Source organism: Arthrobacter sp. R4-81, assembly GCF_054792365.1.
Window position 1 is genome coordinate 2,592,630 of the sequence record NZ_CP096445.1, and the last position, 16,734, is coordinate 2,609,363.

The following is a 16,734-nucleotide window of genomic DNA, read 5'->3' on the forward strand; positions in this document are numbered from 1 at the left end:
CTTCGTGGGCCTAGCTGAACCGGTCGATGATTTTTGCGGCTCCGCCGATGAAGGGCAGGAACCACGGCGGGCCGAAGTGGCCCGGCACCGGAGGATTCTTCAGGTCTTCCCACACATTCGAGGACTTATCGCCGGCCATGTAATGGGCCATCCGCTTACCCATGTGCGCAGCCATCTGCACGCCATGCCCGCTGTACGCCAAGGAATAGTAAAGCCCGTCGTGGATACCGGCGTGAACCATCTGGTCCATGGACAGGTCCACCAGTCCGCCCCAGATGTAGTCCACCTTGGCGTTGGAGAGGTACGGGAAGAGTTCGAGCATGGCCTTGCGGAGGATCTCCGCGCTCTTAACGTCCGAATCCGGGCTGGACAGAGCAAACCGGGCACGGCCACCGAACAGCAACCTGTTATCCGGGGTGATCCGGAAGTAGTAACAGAGCATCTTGCTGTCCGACGCCATGCGCCGGTTCGGCAGGATACGGTTGACCACGTCTTCGGGCAAAGGCTCGGTGCAGATGATGAAGCTTCCCACCGGAATCAGACGGCGCTGCAGCCAAGGCGTCACGTTGCCCGTGTAGCCGCTGGTGGCCACCAGCACCTGCTTGGCGCGGGTAATGCCCCGGGTGGTGTGCACGTCATGCACAGTCCCGGAGACCTTCTTCAGCTCGGTCACCGCAGCGTTCTCGCAAATATCAGCTCCGGCTGCAACAGCCACTCCGGCCAGGCCGTGCACGAACTTGCCCACATGCAAGCCTGCTCCCAGTGGGTCAAGCATGGCCCCCTGGTAGAAGTCGGTTCCGATTTCACTGTGGATCTCGGACTTCGGGATAACAGTGACATGGTGGTCGGCCAGGGAGGCCATCTTCTCCTGCGACCTCAGGAAGCCCTCATAGTGGGACTTATGGAAGGCCAGCGAGAGCTTCCCGTGGCGTTCGTAGTCACAGTCGATGCCATTGTCATGCACCAGCTTCTCGATGCTGTCGATGGCGTCGTTGTATTCCTGGAACATCTCCACGGCACGCGTGCTTCCATACCGCTTCACGGCCGTGCCGAAACCGATGGCCAACCCGGTAGTCGCCATTCCCCCGTTGCGTCCCGACGCGCCCCAACCCACGGTGTGGCGTTCGAAAACGGCAACGCTCGCGCCTTGCTTGGCAAATTCCAGAGCCGCTGACAGTCCGGTAAAGCCAGCGCCGATGATGGCGACGTCGACATTCTCCAGTACCGGCGTTCGCCGGTAGTCCCCGGATGGTTCGGCAGTGTCCAGCCAATAGGGGTTAAGTTTCACGGGTTGGCCTTTCGCCTCGAAGCCGGTTTAGAGACCGAGGTGCTTGTTGATCTCGTCCAGGGACTTAACTGCGTTGTAGTCATAGCCCCCGGTGATCGGGTCATAGCCACGGTCCAGCACCCAGAGGTTACGGAAGCCCATGTCATGCATCGGATGCATGTCGTAGCGGGTGTGCGAGGCGATGTGCAGGAAGTCCTCCGGCTTGGCGTTCAGGGTATCGAGCATGTACTCGAAGGCCTGGTACCGCGGCTTGTAGGCCTGCGCCTGCTCAGCGGTCAACACAGCGTGGAACTCAGCACCGAGCTTCGGAATGCTGATCTCCAGGAAGCTGTCGTCGGCGTTGGACAGAGCCACCAGCTTGTAGTTGTCGCCCATGAGCTTCAGCGGAGCCGGCACGTCATCGTGGGCACCAAAACTGCGAACAGCATCAGCGAACTCTGCGCCCGCACCAGGGGTAGGCCCAATGCCAAAAAACTTGCATACCCGGTCAAAGGAGTTCTGAAGGATCTCCTCGTAAGGCTTGTAGTCACCCAGGACCTCGTCGAACCGGTAACCGCGGAAGACCTTCTTGAAAGCAGGCCACTGCTCTTCGGGCAGACGGCCCGCGAGAAGCCGGAGGGTAGTGGAATCAGTATTCCAGTTGATCAGTGTGCCGTAGATATCAAAAGAGATGTACTTCGGCCGGTTGGAGTCTGCCATGATTCGTCCGTTCATTGAAGGTTGAGAGGCCTGCATGTGGCCTTCCGCTTTTATGAGGTGTCTGGGCTCCACGGCTTCCTTGAGTGAAGACCGGCCGCCCAACACGTCGACTCTAAATCCCCACTTCAGTTTCTGTCAACAGTTGAACAGTTGACACGAGTGCGAGGGCGATCTCACCCTAAAGCGAGACCACACGGCCATCCGCTGCGCAGTTCGAATCCTTGCGAGATCGATTGGCGTCATGTCATACTCGCTGTAGAACTGTTGAACAGTTATGCAGCTAGACATCAATCCCTACCGGCAGGAGCCCACGACATGAACGTCAGTACCGACTCCGAATTTATCGATGCCGTGGCATCGGAGAGTGGTCTCCTGGCGGAGCAGTCTCAACTCGCCGACTCGACTGTTTTTGAGCTCCTTGAACAGTCCTACGGGCTGAAAGGGACCCTTGTTCGGATCCCCACCGAGAAAGACGACACTTTCCGGCTCCGGGACGGAGAAGAAACCTATCTGGTTAAGGTGTCGCCACCTGATGAGGATCCGGTGATCGTCCACCTGCAGACGGCATGCATGGAGCATCTGGAACGGACTGCCCCCGAACTGCCGGTCCAGCGTCTTATCAGGAGCCTCGCCGGAGACCCGCAAGTCCTCATCCCCGCGCCTGGTGGACCCTTTGACCGGGTACTCCGGGTTATGCGCTTCATGCCTGGAAATTTGCTCGCCACCAACGAGGCCACAGCGGGTCAGCTTGAGTTGGTCGGCTCTAGCCTTGCCCGTCTGGGCGTTGCTTTGCAGGACTTCGATCACCCTCGTGCGGACCGATTGCTCCTGTGGGACCTCAAGCACTTTCACCGGATGCGTCCGCTGCTTGACTACGTTGATGATGAGCACAAACGCTCCCTGGCCGAAGACATCTTCGATCAGTTCGACCAGAAGGTGGTTCCGCTTCTCGACACCCTCACCTCCCAGGTTGTCCATGGGGATTTCAGCCCGTTCAATGTCCTTGTTGACCCGGACGGACTGGACTACGTGATAGGGATTATCGACTTCGGCGACGTGGTGCGAACCCCCGTGATCTTCGACATCAGCGTCACCATGGCCAACCTCCTCGGAACAAACCCGGCCAATCCATGGGAACAGGCACTTCGCATCGTGGATGGCTACCTGAGCATTCGTCCGTTGCCCGACCATGAGCTGGAGGCCCTTATCGTCTCAGCCCCGGCCCGGCTCCTCCTGCGGGCACTAATAACACAATGGCGGGCAAGTCAATTGCCTCAAAGGCGCGATTATCTCCTCTCCCACTCAAAGCCGGACTGGGACCGACTCGCCGCCACAGCCACAGCCCAGGCGCCAACCCTGCCTCTCACGCTCAACCAGACCCGCTAGCCACCAAGGAGAAATCATGGACAACTCTTCCCAGATCATCCGCAAGCCCTCCAAACCCATGGTCAACGGGTTTGATCCCAACCGCCTCGGTGAACTACCGGCTCAGATGCAAAAGAACATCCGACGCCGTGACCAGAGCCTGGGACCCGGCTACCGGCTCTTCTATGACACCCCGTTGGAAGTCGTCCGCGGCAAAGGCGTCACGCTGTTTGACCGTGACGGGAACGAGTACCTCGACGTTTACAACAACGTTCCCTCGGTCGGGCACGCCCACCCGAAAGTCATCGCAGCTGTCCACGAACAGATGCAGATACTGAACACCAACACCCGCTACGTCCAGGAATCGATCCTGGACTACTCGGAGCAACTGCTCTCCACGTTCCCCGCAGAACTTGGCCACGTCATGTTTACCTGCACCGGCTCCGAAGCCAACGACCTCGCCATGCGCGTAGCCAAATACGCCACCGGCAACCAAGGCATCATCGTCACCTCCGGCGCCTACCACGGCCTCACCACCGAAGTAGCATCATTCTCCCCCTCCCTGGGCGCAGGCGTGCCCCTGGGCGCAAACGTCCGCGTCATCGACGCCCCCGACGCCCTGCGCTTCTCCTCCGATCAAGGATCCCTCGAAGACCACCTGCGCAACCAGGTCCGCGCCGCCATCGCAGACCTCCACCGGCACGGCATCGGACTCGCCGCCTTCATCGCCGACAGCATCTTCTCCTCCGACGGCGTCTTCGCCGGCCCCACAGGGTTCCTCAACCCCATCATCGAAGAAGTCCACGCCGCCGGCGGCCTCTACATCGCAGACGAAGTCCAACCAGGCTTCGGCCGCACCGGTGCCCAATGGTGGGGCTTCCAACGCCACGGAATCGTCCCGGACATCGTCACCATCGGCAAACCCATGGGCAACGGCATCCCCGTCGCGGCAGCCATCTTCAAACCCGAACTCCTCGTAGAGTTCGGCAAGAACATCCGCTACTTCAACACCTTCGGCGGAAACTCCGTAGCCATCGCCGCCGCCCAAGCCGTCCTGGACGTCATCCGCGAGGAATCACTGATAGAAAACGCCCTCAAAGTCGGCGAAAAAATCATCACCGAACTGAAGCACCTCACCCAGGGTCTGGACCAGGTTGCCGAAGTCCGCGGAAGCGGCTTATTCGTAGGAGTCGATATGGTGACCGATCGCTCCACGCTGACCCCTGATGGCGATACAGCCGCCGGGATCGTGAATAAGCTCAGGGAAGAACGGATCCTCATCTCCGCCTGTGGCGCTCAAGGCAATGTTCTGAAACTCCGCCCCCCGCTGCCGTTCTCCAGCAGCGACGCCGACCGCCTCCTCGAAGCACTGGGACGGGCCTTCAAAACACTGCGCTAGGGGCGGGCTCCCAGGGCTCAGGCCTAAAGTTTGATAGCCCAGAAGGGGTGCCCTCCAATTGGAAGGCACCCCTTCTTTCAACAAGTGCTGCCCTCCACCGAAGCCGGGCTTGTTTTTCATCCACGATTGTTGGTTCACCACAAGGAGAATCTTGAACACCTTCTTTTCCACTACGGGCAGCAAGCGCGTCAAGCGCGGTATGGCTGAGATGCTCAAGGGAGGCGTCATTATGGACGTCGTTAACGTCGAGCAGGCCCGCATCGCCGAAGACGCCGGTGCCGTTGCAGTTATGGCGCTCGAACGCGTTCCGGCCGATATCCGTGCCCAGGGCGGCGTGTCCCGCATGTCCGATCCTGACATGATCGACAAGATCATCGAAGCGGTGTCCGTGCCGGTCATGGCCAAGGCCCGCATCGGCCACTTTGTGGAGGCGCAGGTCCTGCAGTCCCTCGGAGTGGACTACATTGACGAGTCCGAGGTCCTGACCCCGGCGGACTACACCAACCACATCGACAAGTGGGAATTCACTGTTCCCTTCGTCTGCGGTGCCACCAACCTCGGTGAGGCGCTGCGGCGCATCAACGAGGGCGCGGCGATGATCCGGTCCAAGGGCGAGGCCGGCACCGGCGACGTTTCCAACGCCACCACCCACATGCGCCAGATCCGTGCCGAGCTCCGCCGGCTCTCCTCGCTGCCCGAGGATGAGCTGTACGTGGCCGCCAAGGAACTGCAGGCACCGTACGAACTGGTCAAGGAAGTAGCGCTTTCGGGCAAGCTTCCTGTGGCCCTGTTCACCGCCGGTGGCATCGCCACCCCCGCTGACGCGGCCATGATGATGCAGCTTGGCGCCGACGGCGTGTTCGTCGGCTCGGGTATCTTCAAGTCCGGGAACCCGGCCCAGCGCGCCGCGGCCGTCGTGAAGGCCACCACCTTCTTCGACGACCCGGACGTCATCGCCAAGGCCTCCCGCGGCCTGGGCGAGGCAATGGTCGGCATCAACGTGGACGAGATCCCGCAGCCGCACCGCCTCGCCGAACGCGGCTGGTAGCGTTCGGGCGCTTCTCAAGCAGCGTGGCGCTTGGCGCCCCGCTTCTTGAGCCTCTGCGCCCTCTCTTATTAAGCCGAGAGAGTTAGGCGCCATTGTCGCCAGACTTAATTTACGACGGCGGTCGGTCACCAAAGGTGACTGGCCGCCGTCGTCCGTTAACCCACTAGGTAGAGGAGGGGGAACTTGGGCCTGCACCACGGTTTCCCGCCGCGATAAACTGGATTGATCATGACCGGTGCCCAGCTCCGTCTTCTGGCGTGGTTCGTCATCCCAGCCACCCTCCTCTCGGCATGCGTGCCGGCTGTCAGCCTCGATGAGGCTGCCACCGATCGACCGAGCCAGACCGCCTCGGCACCGGCGGCCGCTGTCGATAACGTGACTGCTCCTCCCCCGCCTCCTTCCCCCACCCCGACACTGGTTCCCACGCCGCCCCCGGCCCCCCAGCCGTTCGCCCTCAACCTCTACCAGGAGGGGGACTACGTGCCGCAGTACACCTTTGAGTGGTGTGTGGCGGCGAGCATCCAGATGATGCACAACCTCATCGACGACACGGGAGCCGGCACATGGGCCGATAGCGTTCAGCAGGGCGAGCTGTGGGAGATGGCCCGGGCACGGTCGTCCAACTCGTTCAACGGCGCCAACCCCCTGGGCTGGGCGCAGGTGCTGAACGAAGTTGGAATGGGACCGTACACGGTCGTTAGCATCGCCGACTACGAGGAAGCACTGCAGACGGCTGCTCGCGCCATCGTCGAGACGGACCGGCCGGTCGGGCTGGTCCTGTGGCGTGGTCGCCATGTCTCAGTGATGAGCGGTTTCGAGTCACTCGGCCATCCGGGCCAGTTCCGGGAGTTCGCCATCACGGGCATCCGAGTCCAGGATCCGCTCTACCCGTACGGCGGCGATCCGTGGGGACCCTCCCCTGCACCCAACTCCCTGCTCACTCCTGAGCAGTTGGCCACGCAATTCGTCGTCCGCGAGCCCCGACGCTGGAGCAGTAATCTACCCACCGGTTACATGCTGGTGCTGCCGGTCCACAGTGCCTGACAATCCACAAAGTTGGTCATCATGACGGTCAGTTTCAACCACACCATCGTCTATGCAACGGACAAGCGCCGATCGGCGGAGTTCCTCACAAACGTGCTCGGTCTGCCGAAACCCCAAGCAATGTGGTCATTTATGACCGTGCCCCTCGACCACGGCGTGGCCCTCGATTTCGCCACGGCGGACCGGCCCATCACTCCGCAGCACTACGCCTTCCTGGTCAGCGAAGAGGACTTCGACGGACTCTTCGCAAGGATCCAGACCCAGGGCATCCCCTACTGGGCAGACCCGGGACGGTCCCGCCCACAGCAGATCAACCACAACGACGGCGGACGTGGAGTCTACTTCGCGGATCCTGACGGTCATTTCCTTGAGGCGATCACGCGGCCATACGGATCGGGTGCTACGTGAGTCCCAGCTTCGCAAAGGGTCACCCATGGCCGGTCTCCTTCGGGTAAACCTTCCTCAATCCCACCATTGGCCAATGACCTGTTGTTCTGAGTCATAGAGGTTTAGCCTCTCTCGTATGGATGAACCACATTCGCTGGCAGTTGTGGTTGCGCATCCGGACGACGATGCCTACGGTTGCGCGGGCTCGATTGCCATGCATGAGAACGATCCGGGGTTCCGGTTCTGTCTGCTTCTTGCGACCGACGGTGGGGCCGGGCAGATCGCCGAGGGCGTCCCAACCACGCCTCACGAGCTAGGTGCGTGGCGCCGGAAGGAAAGCGTCAATGCCTGGCGGGCCCACGGCACAATTCCGGACCGGCACGAATGGCTGGACTACGCGGACGGGCATGTGGCGGAAGTGGGTTTCGAGGAGCTGGTACGGAGGATTCTGGCGATCCTCCTGCAGGAACGCCCACAGGTAGTGGTGACTTTTGGGCCCGACGGAATCACCGGACACCGGGACCATATCGCCGTCGGCAGGGCTACAGATGAAGCCTTCACACGGGCGCGACAGGTGCCGGGCCCTGGTCTGAAACGACTCGTCCATGGGGCCTTGCGCGCGTCAACCTTCGAACGCTGGAACCGGACGCGACAACAACAGGGCCTGGAGCCTTGGGACCCTGCCCGCGAGTATCATCTGCGTCCGGTGCCTGATGAACTGATCGATATTGACGTGGACACGAGCCACGTAGCGCACCGGATAGTCGCCGGCCTGCTAGAGCACAAATCCCAGCGGCACGTCATCGTGGACCCCGGGGTGAACGAGCGCCGGTGGGCCAGAATCGTATCCAGGGAATCCTCGGTCATGGCGTGGCCTCCGAGGCCGCCCGGCAGTCCATTGCTGTCAGACCTTTTTGAGGGGCTCTGACTCGTCTCAACCTTCCTGGCCGAAGCACTTAACGGCGGTCCCGGAACCGACCTCCCCCACCACCGGCCCCCACCACCGTTGAGACGAGATGAACTCAGGCGGTGATCTACCGGCCCGGACCGCTCTATACAGCACGGGCCCACACGGGGTATTTTCGATGTAGGCCTCCTGCGTGTCAGCGTTCTTCCGCAGAGGAACCACTCCCGGCGTTGTGCACCGCCTGGAGGTAGCGCTGCTGTAGCCTCACGGCGGCCCATCGTGCACCCCAGGAAAGAGCCTGACATGGCGACCTCCCGTTTCCAGAAGTTCCTTCACGACGCCACCTCCCCCGCTCCCCACACGGAATTCCCCCTGGGGGCATGATCATGTCACTTGGATCACCGGGCTTCCGCAGTGACGGCGCCGGCCAACCGCCCCGCGTGCTGCCCGTGATGTGCTTCAACTGCGGCACCGATCGCCGTCTCAGCATCTCAGCGGTCACGCATTTTCCTGATCATCCTGCCGATGTGGTCATGGTGTCCTACACGTGCAGCCGATGCGGACGCTTCGACGAACACCCTGCCGGGGTTGCCGACGTGTCCTTGGTCCTGGCCAACACTGATCAGACAGGTGAAGTGCTCATATTCGGCGGCGATTACATGCATTGCGGACAACCAATGGAAAAGGCAGGCTCGGAACTGCGCAGACTGTCTGCTCCCTTATCCACAGAAGGCGCTGCCGCTGACGCCCTGGACGTCTACCTCTCCACCCGCGTTCTCAGATGCGCCTGCGGCTTCCAAATGGAACTGCCCGAATGATGCTCCGCTAAAACGCCCTGACCTTCGGGCCGGCAGAAAACGGCACCTCACGACGGCGGATCCCGCCGTCGTGAGGAAAATGCCCGTTTTTGGGTACTTCTCCTTTAGGAACAGTTACGGCCACTGTCAGGAGGATGTGTGAGCGAGATGCTACCGGTGTCCCGGTCAAAGAGGGCACCAGGAATCAACGGGACAGTGGGTGGAGTGCTGGTGCTGGCGTTGCTGTCCATCCTGGGTTGCGCACCCGAGGGAAGCGGAGCCGCCGAGGCGGCCTCGTCGTTCCGCGAGGAAATCACTTCCGGAAACACGGCCGCCGCTTGCTCGATGTTGGGGCGGGAGACCCTGGAGAAAGCGGGCGGGGAAAGCACATGTGAGGAGCAACTGAAATCCTTGGATTTGGACGACGCCGGAGCACCGGTGCGGACTGAAATCTATGGGCGGAACGCAATCGTCGAGTTCGAAAATGATGCCGTGTTCCTCAATTCCTCGGGCTCCGGCTGGAAAATCACTGGCGCCGGCTGCACGCCCCAAGGAGAACAGCCATACAAGTGCGAAGTAGGAGGCGAGTAGGCATGCGCTGGAGCTTTGCGCTTTACCTGATCCTGATACTGGGCGGGCTGGTTTACATGGCCGCCGTCGGGCTTGCCCACGGATAGGGGAAGAACGTGAAAACAGCTATCAGAAACAACGGCTTGAGCCTCTTCTTCGGAGTGATCTTCCTGCTGGCCCTGCTCGGACAAGGCCTGTCCGGTCACTTGCTGTTCAACGAAGAGCAGATATCCGCCGGGCTCGAGGAAATCAGCCTCGCCCAATACCTGACCTCATCGAGCTTTGCAGTGGATGTCTCCGAGAACTGGCAGTCCGAGTACCTGCAGTTCCTGCTGTACATCATGGCCACCATCTGGCTGGTCCAAAAAGGATCGCCCGAATCAAAAGAACTGGACCAGACCGGCCCTGAATCAGATGAAGATCAACTCGTCGGCGAGCACAGCAACGAGAAGTCACCGGCCTGGGCCAGGATCAATGGCTGGCGCCAAGTACTCTTCGCAAACTCATTGGGCCTGACCATGGGCGTGATTTTCGTCCTGTCCTGGCTGGTCCAGTCCTTTACCGGGAACAGCGCCTATAACGAAGAACAGCTGGCCAACTTCCAGGACCCCGTTCCCTGGAGGGAGTATCTGGCCTCTCCGGAATTCTGGAACAGAACCCTGCAGAACTGGCAGTCTGAATTCCTTGCCGTGGGGTCCATGGTGGTGCTCTCGATCTATCTTCGCCAACGGGGTTCACCGGAGTCCAAACCTGTCGGAGCGGCCCACGACGATACCGCCTCAACCGGCTGAACTTGGAAACGCCACGGCTACCCACAGCCTTGGCATGTCATCTGCGTCGCTACCTTCGATGAGGGTTACCGGACGAGAGCGTCCAACGCACAGCACCCCTAAAAGGTTCCTATTGTTCCCCAGATGACGGCCCTTGCTCACAAATCCTGTCACACCGGTCACATCGCCTTGTCACCTCACGTGACAGGTTTTCTAGGCTGGAGGAGTCATCATTCGCGAGCCAAGGAGACCTAATGCCACATTCGTCAGATTCCGCCGCCGTCCCCAACGACGCTCACAGCCCGCCCGGCAAGAAGGCAACCAGGCAAGGCAAGGCCAGCCTTCTTAGCAATCTCGGGGCCGACCTCCCCGCATCCCTGGTGGTCTTCCTTGTCGCGCTCCCCCTCTCGCTCGGTATTGCCGCTGCTTCCGGAGCACCGATCATGGCGGGGCTCATCGCAGCAGCCATCGGCGGACTTGTCGCGGGCAGCCTGGGTGGCTCCCCATTGCAGGTGAGCGGCCCGGCTGCCGGCCTCACCGTCGTCGTTGCCGGTCTGGTTGACGAGTTCGGCTGGCAAGTGACCTGCGCGATCACCGCTGGAGCCGGGGTCGTGCAGTTGTTGCTGGGCATCAGCCGCGTTGGGCGGGCCGCACTGGCAGTATCGCCCGTGGTGGTCAAAGCCATGCTCGCCGGTATTGGCATCACGATCATCCTGCAGCAGATTCACGTACTGCTCGGCGGCCATGCTGCTGGTTCCGCCGTAGAGAACCTGACTGGCCTGCCAGCAGCCGTCATCAACGTGGAGCTGCATTCTGCACTGCTCGGTTTGGCGGTTGTGGCCGTCCTCCTCGGCTGGAAGTACCTGCCAGCCGCGGTGCATAGGATCCCCGGACCCCTGGCAGCCGTCGTCGTGGTCACTGCACTGTCCGTGCCGGTGGCACCCAACGTCGAGCGCATCAGCTTCAGCGGTTCGCTGTTCGACGCAGTTGCCTTGCCCAGCTTGCCAGACGGTAACTGGCGTGCCGCCGCCATGGCCGTCATTACCGTGGCCCTGATCGCGAGCATCGAATCCCTGCTGTCCGCAGTTGCCGTGGACAAGATGCATGCCGGCGCGCGCACCAACCTTAACCGCGAGCTCGTGGGGCAAGGCTCCGCCAACCTGGTTTCCGGTATGCTCGGCGGCCTCCCGGTTACCGGTGTGATTGTCCGCAGCGCCACCAATGTTGAGGCCGGCGCCAAGAGCCGGGTATCGGCCATACTGCACGGCGTCTGGGTTCTCGTGTTCTCTGCCCTGTTCGCCGGCCTTATCCAGTTGATTCCGCTGTCAGTGCTGGCGGGCCTGTTGCTGGTCATCGGTGCGAAGCTCATCAAGGTCGCCGACATAAAAACAAGCCTGCGCACCGGTGACCTTCTCGTCTACGTAGTCACCCTGGCTTGCGTCGTCATACTCAATCTGCTCGAAGGCGTCATCATCGGGCTGGCCCTCGCAGCTCTCTGCGTGCTGTGGCGCGTGCTCCGGGCGCAGATCCACGCACACGCACCCTCAGCCGGCTCCCTGCCGTGGCGCGTCACCATCGCAGGGTCCTGCAGCTTCTTCGCCCTGCCGCGACTCAATCGCGTACTCCATTCTGTGCCCGCAGGCGAGGATGCGGTCGTCGAGCTCAATGCCGACTACCTCGACCACGCCTTCCGTGAGGCCTTGGTTGCCTGGCAGATGCAGCATCGGAATACCGGAGCTTCCGTAACTCTCGAGGAGCACGGCACCACCGCGTTCCGCGATGCCGCGGACAACACTCCCCAGCGGCAGGACCCCCGGGAGTTCCCGCTGCCGCCCCGGACTTCCTGGCAGCCGGCACGGCCGGGCGCTGCTCATCAAGCGGGGCACGACGACGGCGCGTCGCTGCCACTGCGGTCGATCCTCCTGGGCATCGATAAATACCATCGCCGGCACGCGGACAAGGTGCGCCCGCTGGTGCAGGACCTCACTGAAGGTCAGAACCCGGACACACTGTTCGTCGCCTGCGTGGACTCGAGGGTCAATCCGAACCTCATCACCAGCAGCGGCCCCGGCGACCTCCTGACACTCCGGAATATCGGGAACGTCGTGTGTAGTGACGGTCGGGATGCCTCGATTGATTCGGCATTGTCCTTCGCCGTCAAAGGGTTGTCCGTTGACTCGATCGTGGTCTGTGGACACTCCAACTGTGGCGCCATGAAGGCTGTTGTTGCCGACGCGGAGGGGGCTTCTACAGCCGCTTTGGGTGCCGGCTTTGATGCATGGCTGGAGCACGCACGGCCGAGCTATCGTGAGCTCCTTGGCGGTCACCCTGTGGCGGTGGCTGCTGAGGCGCAGGGGTACAGCCGCCTCGACCAGCTCAGCATGGTGAACGTCGCGGTTCAGCTCCGGAAGCTGGAAGAGCACCCAGTCACCGGTCCGGCCATGGCTTCTGGTGATCTGCAAGCCACAGGTCTGTTCTACGACATCCCTACGGCGCGCGTAGTCTTGGTGACTCCGCAGGGCATCGAGCAACTGGATCCAAGCATGGCGGTTCGCTAGGCCCTCACGTGATGTGCCAGTTCGCGGTGCCACACTGACCGTCGTCGTTGTTGCCGGCTGCCAAGACGGACCCATCCGCGCGAAGTCCGAGCGTGTGGGTGGAGCCGGCAGCGACGGCGACGACGTCACTCCACGACGAGACGTCGCACTCCCGTCGCTGTTCCAACGGGCTGCGAGGACGGTATCGTCTGCGCGCAGTCCCACGGTGTGTGATCGGCCAGTGTTCGATGCGTATGGACGTTTCCGACTGCTACTGCGACGATGCCGCTCCACCCGTCGACCCGGCACTCCCCGCTTCAGAAATGCCCGCAGTCAGCACCAGTCCATCCGCCGTCACCCCAACAGAATGACGACGCCCGGCGGCGATAACAGAGCGAGTGTCTTCTCTGGTCACCTGTAGATCGTCTCAGAAGTTACGGTACGGAAGCGGGGGTGAGTGCCAACGTGCAGCTACTGGCACGGACGCTGTTGGCCGCACTTGACGGCCTGGCGCTTCGATATCTCGCGGTCTCCAGCAATTACAGGGGCCGGCTTGTGCTGTGGCGCAGTACAAGCCGGGGTGGCAGGATTTCCGTGACCGGAGCGGCTGTTCCGCCTTGCATCCTGAGCTTGAGCCGCTCAGCTCCGCGGCGCCCGATTTCGTAGCTGACGTTGTCAATGGTGGTAAGTGCGATGCGACCGATGCTGGCGATCGAGGTGTTGTCGTACCCCACGATCGAGACCCTTTGCGGAACAGGAAGGCCGAGGCTATCGGCTGCAGTAAGGGCGCCAACGGCCATCATGTCGTTTGCAGCAAAGATGGCAGTGGGCCGGTCAGGCCGTTTCATCAGTTCCAGGCAGGCCGCGGCTCCGCTGTGCTCGGTCATTTCTTCGGCCGCGGCGATCATGATGTGGTCCGCCAGCCCGTGGCCGGCCATAGCCTGCCGGTAACCCTCGTTGCGGCGTTGCGCGGCTTCGCTTCTGGTTCCGTAGATATGCGCGATTCTGCGGTGGCCAAGGTCAATAAGGTGTTCGACGGCGAGCCTGGCTCCCAGGTGGTCGTCATTGACCACCAAATCCGCGTGAGACATGGATCGCGATGGCGAGCCAAGCACCACTGTTGGAATACTCTTGGCTGCCTTTTCAAGCAGATCTGCCTCGTCGACGTCTCCGGCTATGACCAACGCGTCCACACGCAATTGCAGGAAGGGACTGATCCGGCTCTCTCCCGGGAATGTGAAGAAGTGCGGATCCCCGACGATCATCCGGAGATGCTCTTCCTTCAGCCCTTCCCTCAGTCCCCTCGCCAGGTCCACATACCAGGGGTTGGAGAGATCGTCGACCAACAGCCCGATGATGCCCGTCCGCCCACCGGCAAGGGAACGGGCAGCAGCGCTAGGCAGATATCCAAGTTCCTTGATGGCTGCTAACACAGCGTCCCGCTTTTCGGCGCGGACTTGGGGGGAGTCCTGAAGCACCAGTGACACCAGGGACCTGGAGACCTTTGCCCGTTCCGCCACATCGTTGATGGTGACCTTCGCTGGCCGCTGCCTGTTGTTCCTGGTTTCGATGGCGGCTCCCCTCCCCCTGTGAATTCGTCTGGATCATTTGATAGCCAGACTACCCGCCACTTTGTATTGACAAACATTCATTCCCCAGATTACCTTTCACTTGGAGCGCTCCAAGTAGGAGCCACATCATACTGTGACAGGAGTTCCACCATGATTCAAGAGATTGGCGTGGCCGTTATTGGTGCCGGTATGGCTGGCCGGGCGCATGCCCAGGCCTACGCAACTGCCCCAGCGCTTTATGCCCCTTCGCTCCCACCGATCCGCCGGATCGCCATCGCCGACGTCAACCCTGAAGCTGCTCAGCTTGCCGCCCGAAGGTTCGGATACTCCCGCGCCGAAACCTCCTGGGAAGCCATCGCAGAGGACCCTTCCATTCATGCGGTGAGTGTCGTCGTCGCCAATCACCTCCACAGACCGATCGTGGAGGGACTGCTGGCCGCAGGCAAGCACGTGCTCTGCGAGAAGCCGCTCGCGGATACGGAAGCCGACGCACGGGCAATGGCCACAGCGGCTCAGCAGTCAGGAAGGGTGGCCCGGTTGGGATTCACCTACCGGCGAACCCCGGCAATCAACGCCATCAAGGGGCTCATTGATTCAGGCAGCCTCGGCAGGGTCCTGCATTTCAGCGGCAGGTACTGGACAGACTATGCAGCAGATCCCGCGGTCGCCCTGAGCTGGCGCTTCACAGGGGCACCGGGCAGCGGTGCACTGGCGGACATCGGAAGCCACATCACCGATGTCGCCGAATTCCTTGGCGGCCCGGCCCTCAGTGTCCAGGGCGGGCGTCTGTCCACCGTAATTGCCACCAGACCGTTTCCGCGGGGAAATGCCAGCGGCCATGGCAACAAGGATGTCAGTGCTGAAAGGGGCGACGTCGGCAACGAGGACCATGCGAACTTCTCCCTACAGCTCGAGTCAGCCCCGGCGACCATCGACGTTTCACGGGTGGCTTACGGCCACCCGAACACCCTGACCTTCGAGGTCTTCTGCGAAAACGGCTCGGCCAGCTTCGACCAGCGCAGGACCGGTGAATTTCTGCTGGCTGACTCCACAACGGCAGGGCCTGATAACGGATTCCGCCACGTTCTTCTCGGACCTGAACATCCGTACATCTCGGGCGGACTGGCGATGGACACACCGGGCGTGGGCTTCGGCGTCAACGATTCCTTCGCGTTCCAGGCCCGGGCGTTTCTTGACGAAGTCGCCGGCTTCAGCGAAGACGAATCGCTGCCGCGGTGCGCCAGCTTCAATGAGGGGCTCCACAATATGCAGGTCCTCGCCGGTGTGGTTGAGTCGGCCAACGCCGGAGGAAAGACAGTGGTGCTCTCATGAAGCTGGGCGTCTACACCGCGATCCTTCACGACCGGGATCTGTCGTCGGCCTTGGAAACCATCTCCGCAGTGGGTCTGGAGGGAGCCGAAATCAACTCGGGTGGATTCATTGGAACCCCGCACCTGCCGGTCGATGAGCTCCTGGCGTCAGCAGCAGCCCGCGCCCGTTACCTGGACCTGTTTGTTGCCGCCGGAGTTGAGCTGACCGGCTTTAACGTCAACGGGAACCCCCTGCACCCGGACCCCGCTGTGCAGCACAAGCACTCCGAGGACCTCAAGCGTTCAATCGACTTGGCCGGCCTCCTCGGAGTGAAGCGCGTCGTCGCAATGTCCGGGTTACCCGGCGGCCATCCTGGCGCGACGGCCCCCAACTGGGCAGTCAATCCGTGGGACAGCGCCTATCTGGACATCCTTGACTACCAATGGGACCTCGCGGTCCCCTATTGGCGGGACATTGACGCCAGGGCAGCTCAGGCGGACGTTAAGGTCGCCATCGAAATGCACCCGCACAACATTGTGTTCAATCCCGCGACCCTGCTGCGCCTTATCGAACGCACGGACGCAACACATGTCGGAGCGGAGATGGACCCCAGCCACCTGTTCTGGCAAGGCATCGACCCCATCGCAGCAACCCGCGCCTTGGGGGATGTGGTCTTCCACGCTGCCGCAAAGGACACCCGCATCAATCCTGCCTGCGCCATCAACGGGGTACTGGATGACCGGTTTCGCAGGCTTGGGGCCCAAGAAGAACGCACGAACATCGGCGGCCGGTACTTCGTCAATGAGTGGCCCCGGAATTCCAGCTGGGACTTCGTCTCCGTCGGAAAAGGACACCCCGTGGAATTCTGGTCCAACTTCCTGGCCGTCCTCCAGGAAATTGACCCCGACATGGCAGTCAACATCGAACATGAGGATGCCGAGCTGGGCCGCGTTGAAGGCTTGGAATTCGCGGCCGCAACGCTGAACCGGGCCCGCGCCACCGTCCTGTCCATGTGACCTGGGTGCCGCCTGGGCCGGGGCT

At 61.8% G+C, this 16,734-nt stretch carries 17 protein-coding genes; 12 read left to right on the forward strand and 5 right to left on the reverse strand.

What is annotated here, in order from left to right:
• Window positions 1-10: 10 nt before the first annotated feature.
• Together M1E05_RS12165 and M1E05_RS12170 are read right to left on the reverse strand one after the other, a co-directional pair.
• Window positions 11-1,288 (reverse strand): NAD(P)/FAD-dependent oxidoreductase, encoded by a 1,278-nt coding sequence (locus M1E05_RS12165; RefSeq protein WP_461163087.1) that lies wholly within the window; start codon window positions 1,286-1,288, stop codon window positions 11-13.
• Between the two features lie 27 nt (window positions 1,289-1,315).
• The gene (locus tag M1E05_RS12170; RefSeq protein WP_458114209.1) at window positions 1,316-1,987 is read right to left on the reverse strand and encodes a haloacid dehalogenase type II; all 672 of its coding nucleotides are present in this window, start codon (window positions 1,985-1,987) and stop codon (window positions 1,316-1,318) included.
• Window positions 1,988-2,302: 315 nt separating this feature from the next.
• On the opposite strand from M1E05_RS12170, the gene M1E05_RS12175 reads away from it, so the two are divergent.
• From M1E05_RS12175 to M1E05_RS12220, 10 genes are all read left to right on the forward strand, one after another.
• Entirely contained in the window at window positions 2,303-3,373 is a 1,071-nt protein-coding gene (locus M1E05_RS12175; protein ID WP_461163088.1) for a phosphotransferase, read from the forward strand.
• A gap of 16 nt (window positions 3,374-3,389) precedes the next feature.
• Window positions 3,390-4,751 carry an aspartate aminotransferase family protein gene (locus tag M1E05_RS12180; protein ID WP_461163089.1) on the forward strand — a complete coding sequence of 454 codons (1,362 nt, stop codon included), beginning with the start codon at window positions 3,390-3,392 and terminating at the stop codon, window positions 4,749-4,751.
• Window positions 4,752-4,950: 199 nt separating this feature from the next.
• Window positions 4,951-5,799: a pyridoxal 5'-phosphate synthase lyase subunit PdxS gene (gene pdxS, locus M1E05_RS12185; protein WP_461165238.1), complete on the forward strand. Its 849-nt coding sequence runs from the start codon at window positions 4,951-4,953 to the stop codon at window positions 5,797-5,799.
• A gap of 228 nt (window positions 5,800-6,027) precedes the next feature.
• Window positions 6,028-6,843 carry a hypothetical protein gene (locus tag M1E05_RS12190; protein ID WP_461163090.1) on the forward strand — a complete coding sequence of 272 codons (816 nt, stop codon included), beginning with the start codon at window positions 6,028-6,030 and terminating at the stop codon, window positions 6,841-6,843.
• Between the two features lie 21 nt (window positions 6,844-6,864).
• The gene (locus M1E05_RS12195) at window positions 6,865-7,251 is read left to right on the forward strand and encodes a VOC family protein (protein ID WP_461163091.1); all 387 of its coding nucleotides are present in this window, start codon (window positions 6,865-6,867) and stop codon (window positions 7,249-7,251) included.
• A gap of 115 nt (window positions 7,252-7,366) precedes the next feature.
• Window positions 7,367-8,158, forward strand: a complete 792-nt coding sequence (locus tag M1E05_RS12200; RefSeq protein WP_458114214.1) for a PIG-L deacetylase family protein — start codon at window positions 7,367-7,369, stop codon at window positions 8,156-8,158.
• Window positions 8,159-8,523: 365 nt separating this feature from the next.
• A complete protein-coding gene (locus M1E05_RS12205; RefSeq protein ID WP_461163092.1) occupies window positions 8,524-8,955 on the forward strand; it encodes a hypothetical protein in 432 nt (143 codons plus the stop codon).
• Window positions 8,956-9,093: 138 nt separating this feature from the next.
• Window positions 9,094-9,525, forward strand: coding sequence for a hypothetical protein (locus tag M1E05_RS12210; RefSeq protein ID WP_458114216.1), 432 nt, complete (start codon window positions 9,094-9,096; stop codon window positions 9,523-9,525).
• A 95-nt stretch (window positions 9,526-9,620) separates the two neighbouring features.
• Window positions 9,621-10,295, forward strand: coding sequence for a DUF6766 family protein (locus M1E05_RS12215; RefSeq protein WP_461163093.1), 675 nt, complete (start codon window positions 9,621-9,623; stop codon window positions 10,293-10,295).
• A gap of 233 nt (window positions 10,296-10,528) precedes the next feature.
• Window positions 10,529-12,832 carry a SulP family inorganic anion transporter gene (locus tag M1E05_RS12220; RefSeq protein ID WP_458114218.1) on the forward strand — a complete coding sequence of 768 codons (2,304 nt, stop codon included), beginning with the start codon at window positions 10,529-10,531 and terminating at the stop codon, window positions 12,830-12,832.
• 4 nt (window positions 12,833-12,836) lie between these two features.
• Here M1E05_RS12220 and M1E05_RS12225 read toward each other — a convergent pair whose 3' ends face one another.
• From M1E05_RS12225 to M1E05_RS12235, 3 genes are all read right to left on the reverse strand, one after another.
• Window positions 12,837-12,998: a hypothetical protein gene (locus M1E05_RS12225; RefSeq protein ID WP_461163094.1), complete on the reverse strand. Its 162-nt coding sequence runs from the start codon at window positions 12,996-12,998 to the stop codon at window positions 12,837-12,839.
• An 84-nt stretch (window positions 12,999-13,082) separates the two neighbouring features.
• Complete coding sequence (locus tag M1E05_RS12230) at window positions 13,083-13,226, reverse strand: hypothetical protein (protein WP_458114220.1); 144 nt, start codon at window positions 13,224-13,226, stop codon at window positions 13,083-13,085.
• A gap of 124 nt (window positions 13,227-13,350) precedes the next feature.
• A complete protein-coding gene (locus M1E05_RS12235) occupies window positions 13,351-14,331 on the reverse strand; it encodes a LacI family DNA-binding transcriptional regulator (RefSeq protein ID WP_458114221.1) in 981 nt (326 codons plus the stop codon).
• A 201-nt stretch (window positions 14,332-14,532) separates the two neighbouring features.
• On the opposite strand from M1E05_RS12235, the gene M1E05_RS12240 reads away from it, so the two are divergent.
• Window positions 14,533-15,714 (forward strand): Gfo/Idh/MocA family protein, encoded by a 1,182-nt coding sequence (locus M1E05_RS12240; RefSeq protein WP_458114222.1) that lies wholly within the window; start codon window positions 14,533-14,535, stop codon window positions 15,712-15,714.
• Window positions 15,711-16,709 carry a sugar phosphate isomerase/epimerase family protein gene (locus M1E05_RS12245; RefSeq protein WP_461163095.1) on the forward strand — a complete coding sequence of 333 codons (999 nt, stop codon included), beginning with the start codon at window positions 15,711-15,713 and terminating at the stop codon, window positions 16,707-16,709. The genes M1E05_RS12240 and M1E05_RS12245 overlap by 4 nt, the downstream gene beginning before the upstream one ends.
• The last annotated feature ends 25 nt before the right edge of the window (window positions 16,710-16,734 follow it).

Excerpts from the sequence above, each read along its gene's own strand:
- M1E05_RS12220 (WP_458114218.1), top strand. The coding sequence starts at position 10,529 with ATGCCACATTCGTCAGATTCCGCCGCCGTCCCCAACGACGCTCACAGC.
- M1E05_RS12170 (WP_458114209.1), bottom strand. The coding sequence starts at position 1,987 with ATGGCAGACTCCAACCGGCCGAAGTACATCTCTTTTGATATCTACGGC.
- M1E05_RS12175 (WP_461163088.1), top strand. The coding sequence starts at position 2,303 with ATGAACGTCAGTACCGACTCCGAATTTATCGATGCCGTGGCATCGGAG.
- M1E05_RS12180 (WP_461163089.1), top strand. The coding sequence starts at position 3,390 with ATGGACAACTCTTCCCAGATCATCCGCAAGCCCTCCAAACCCATGGTC.
- pdxS (WP_461165238.1), top strand. The coding sequence starts at position 4,951 with ATGGCTGAGATGCTCAAGGGAGGCGTCATTATGGACGTCGTTAACGTC.
- M1E05_RS12195 (WP_461163091.1), top strand. The coding sequence starts at position 6,865 with ATGACGGTCAGTTTCAACCACACCATCGTCTATGCAACGGACAAGCGC.
- M1E05_RS12205 (WP_461163092.1), top strand. The coding sequence starts at position 8,524 with ATGTCACTTGGATCACCGGGCTTCCGCAGTGACGGCGCCGGCCAACCG.
- M1E05_RS12240 (WP_458114222.1), top strand. The coding sequence starts at position 14,533 with ATGATTCAAGAGATTGGCGTGGCCGTTATTGGTGCCGGTATGGCTGGC.
- M1E05_RS12200 (WP_458114214.1), top strand. The coding sequence starts at position 7,367 with ATGGATGAACCACATTCGCTGGCAGTTGTGGTTGCGCATCCGGACGAC.
- M1E05_RS12190 (WP_461163090.1), top strand. The coding sequence starts at position 6,028 with ATGACCGGTGCCCAGCTCCGTCTTCTGGCGTGGTTCGTCATCCCAGCC.
- M1E05_RS12245 (WP_461163095.1), top strand. The coding sequence starts at position 15,711 with ATGAAGCTGGGCGTCTACACCGCGATCCTTCACGACCGGGATCTGTCG.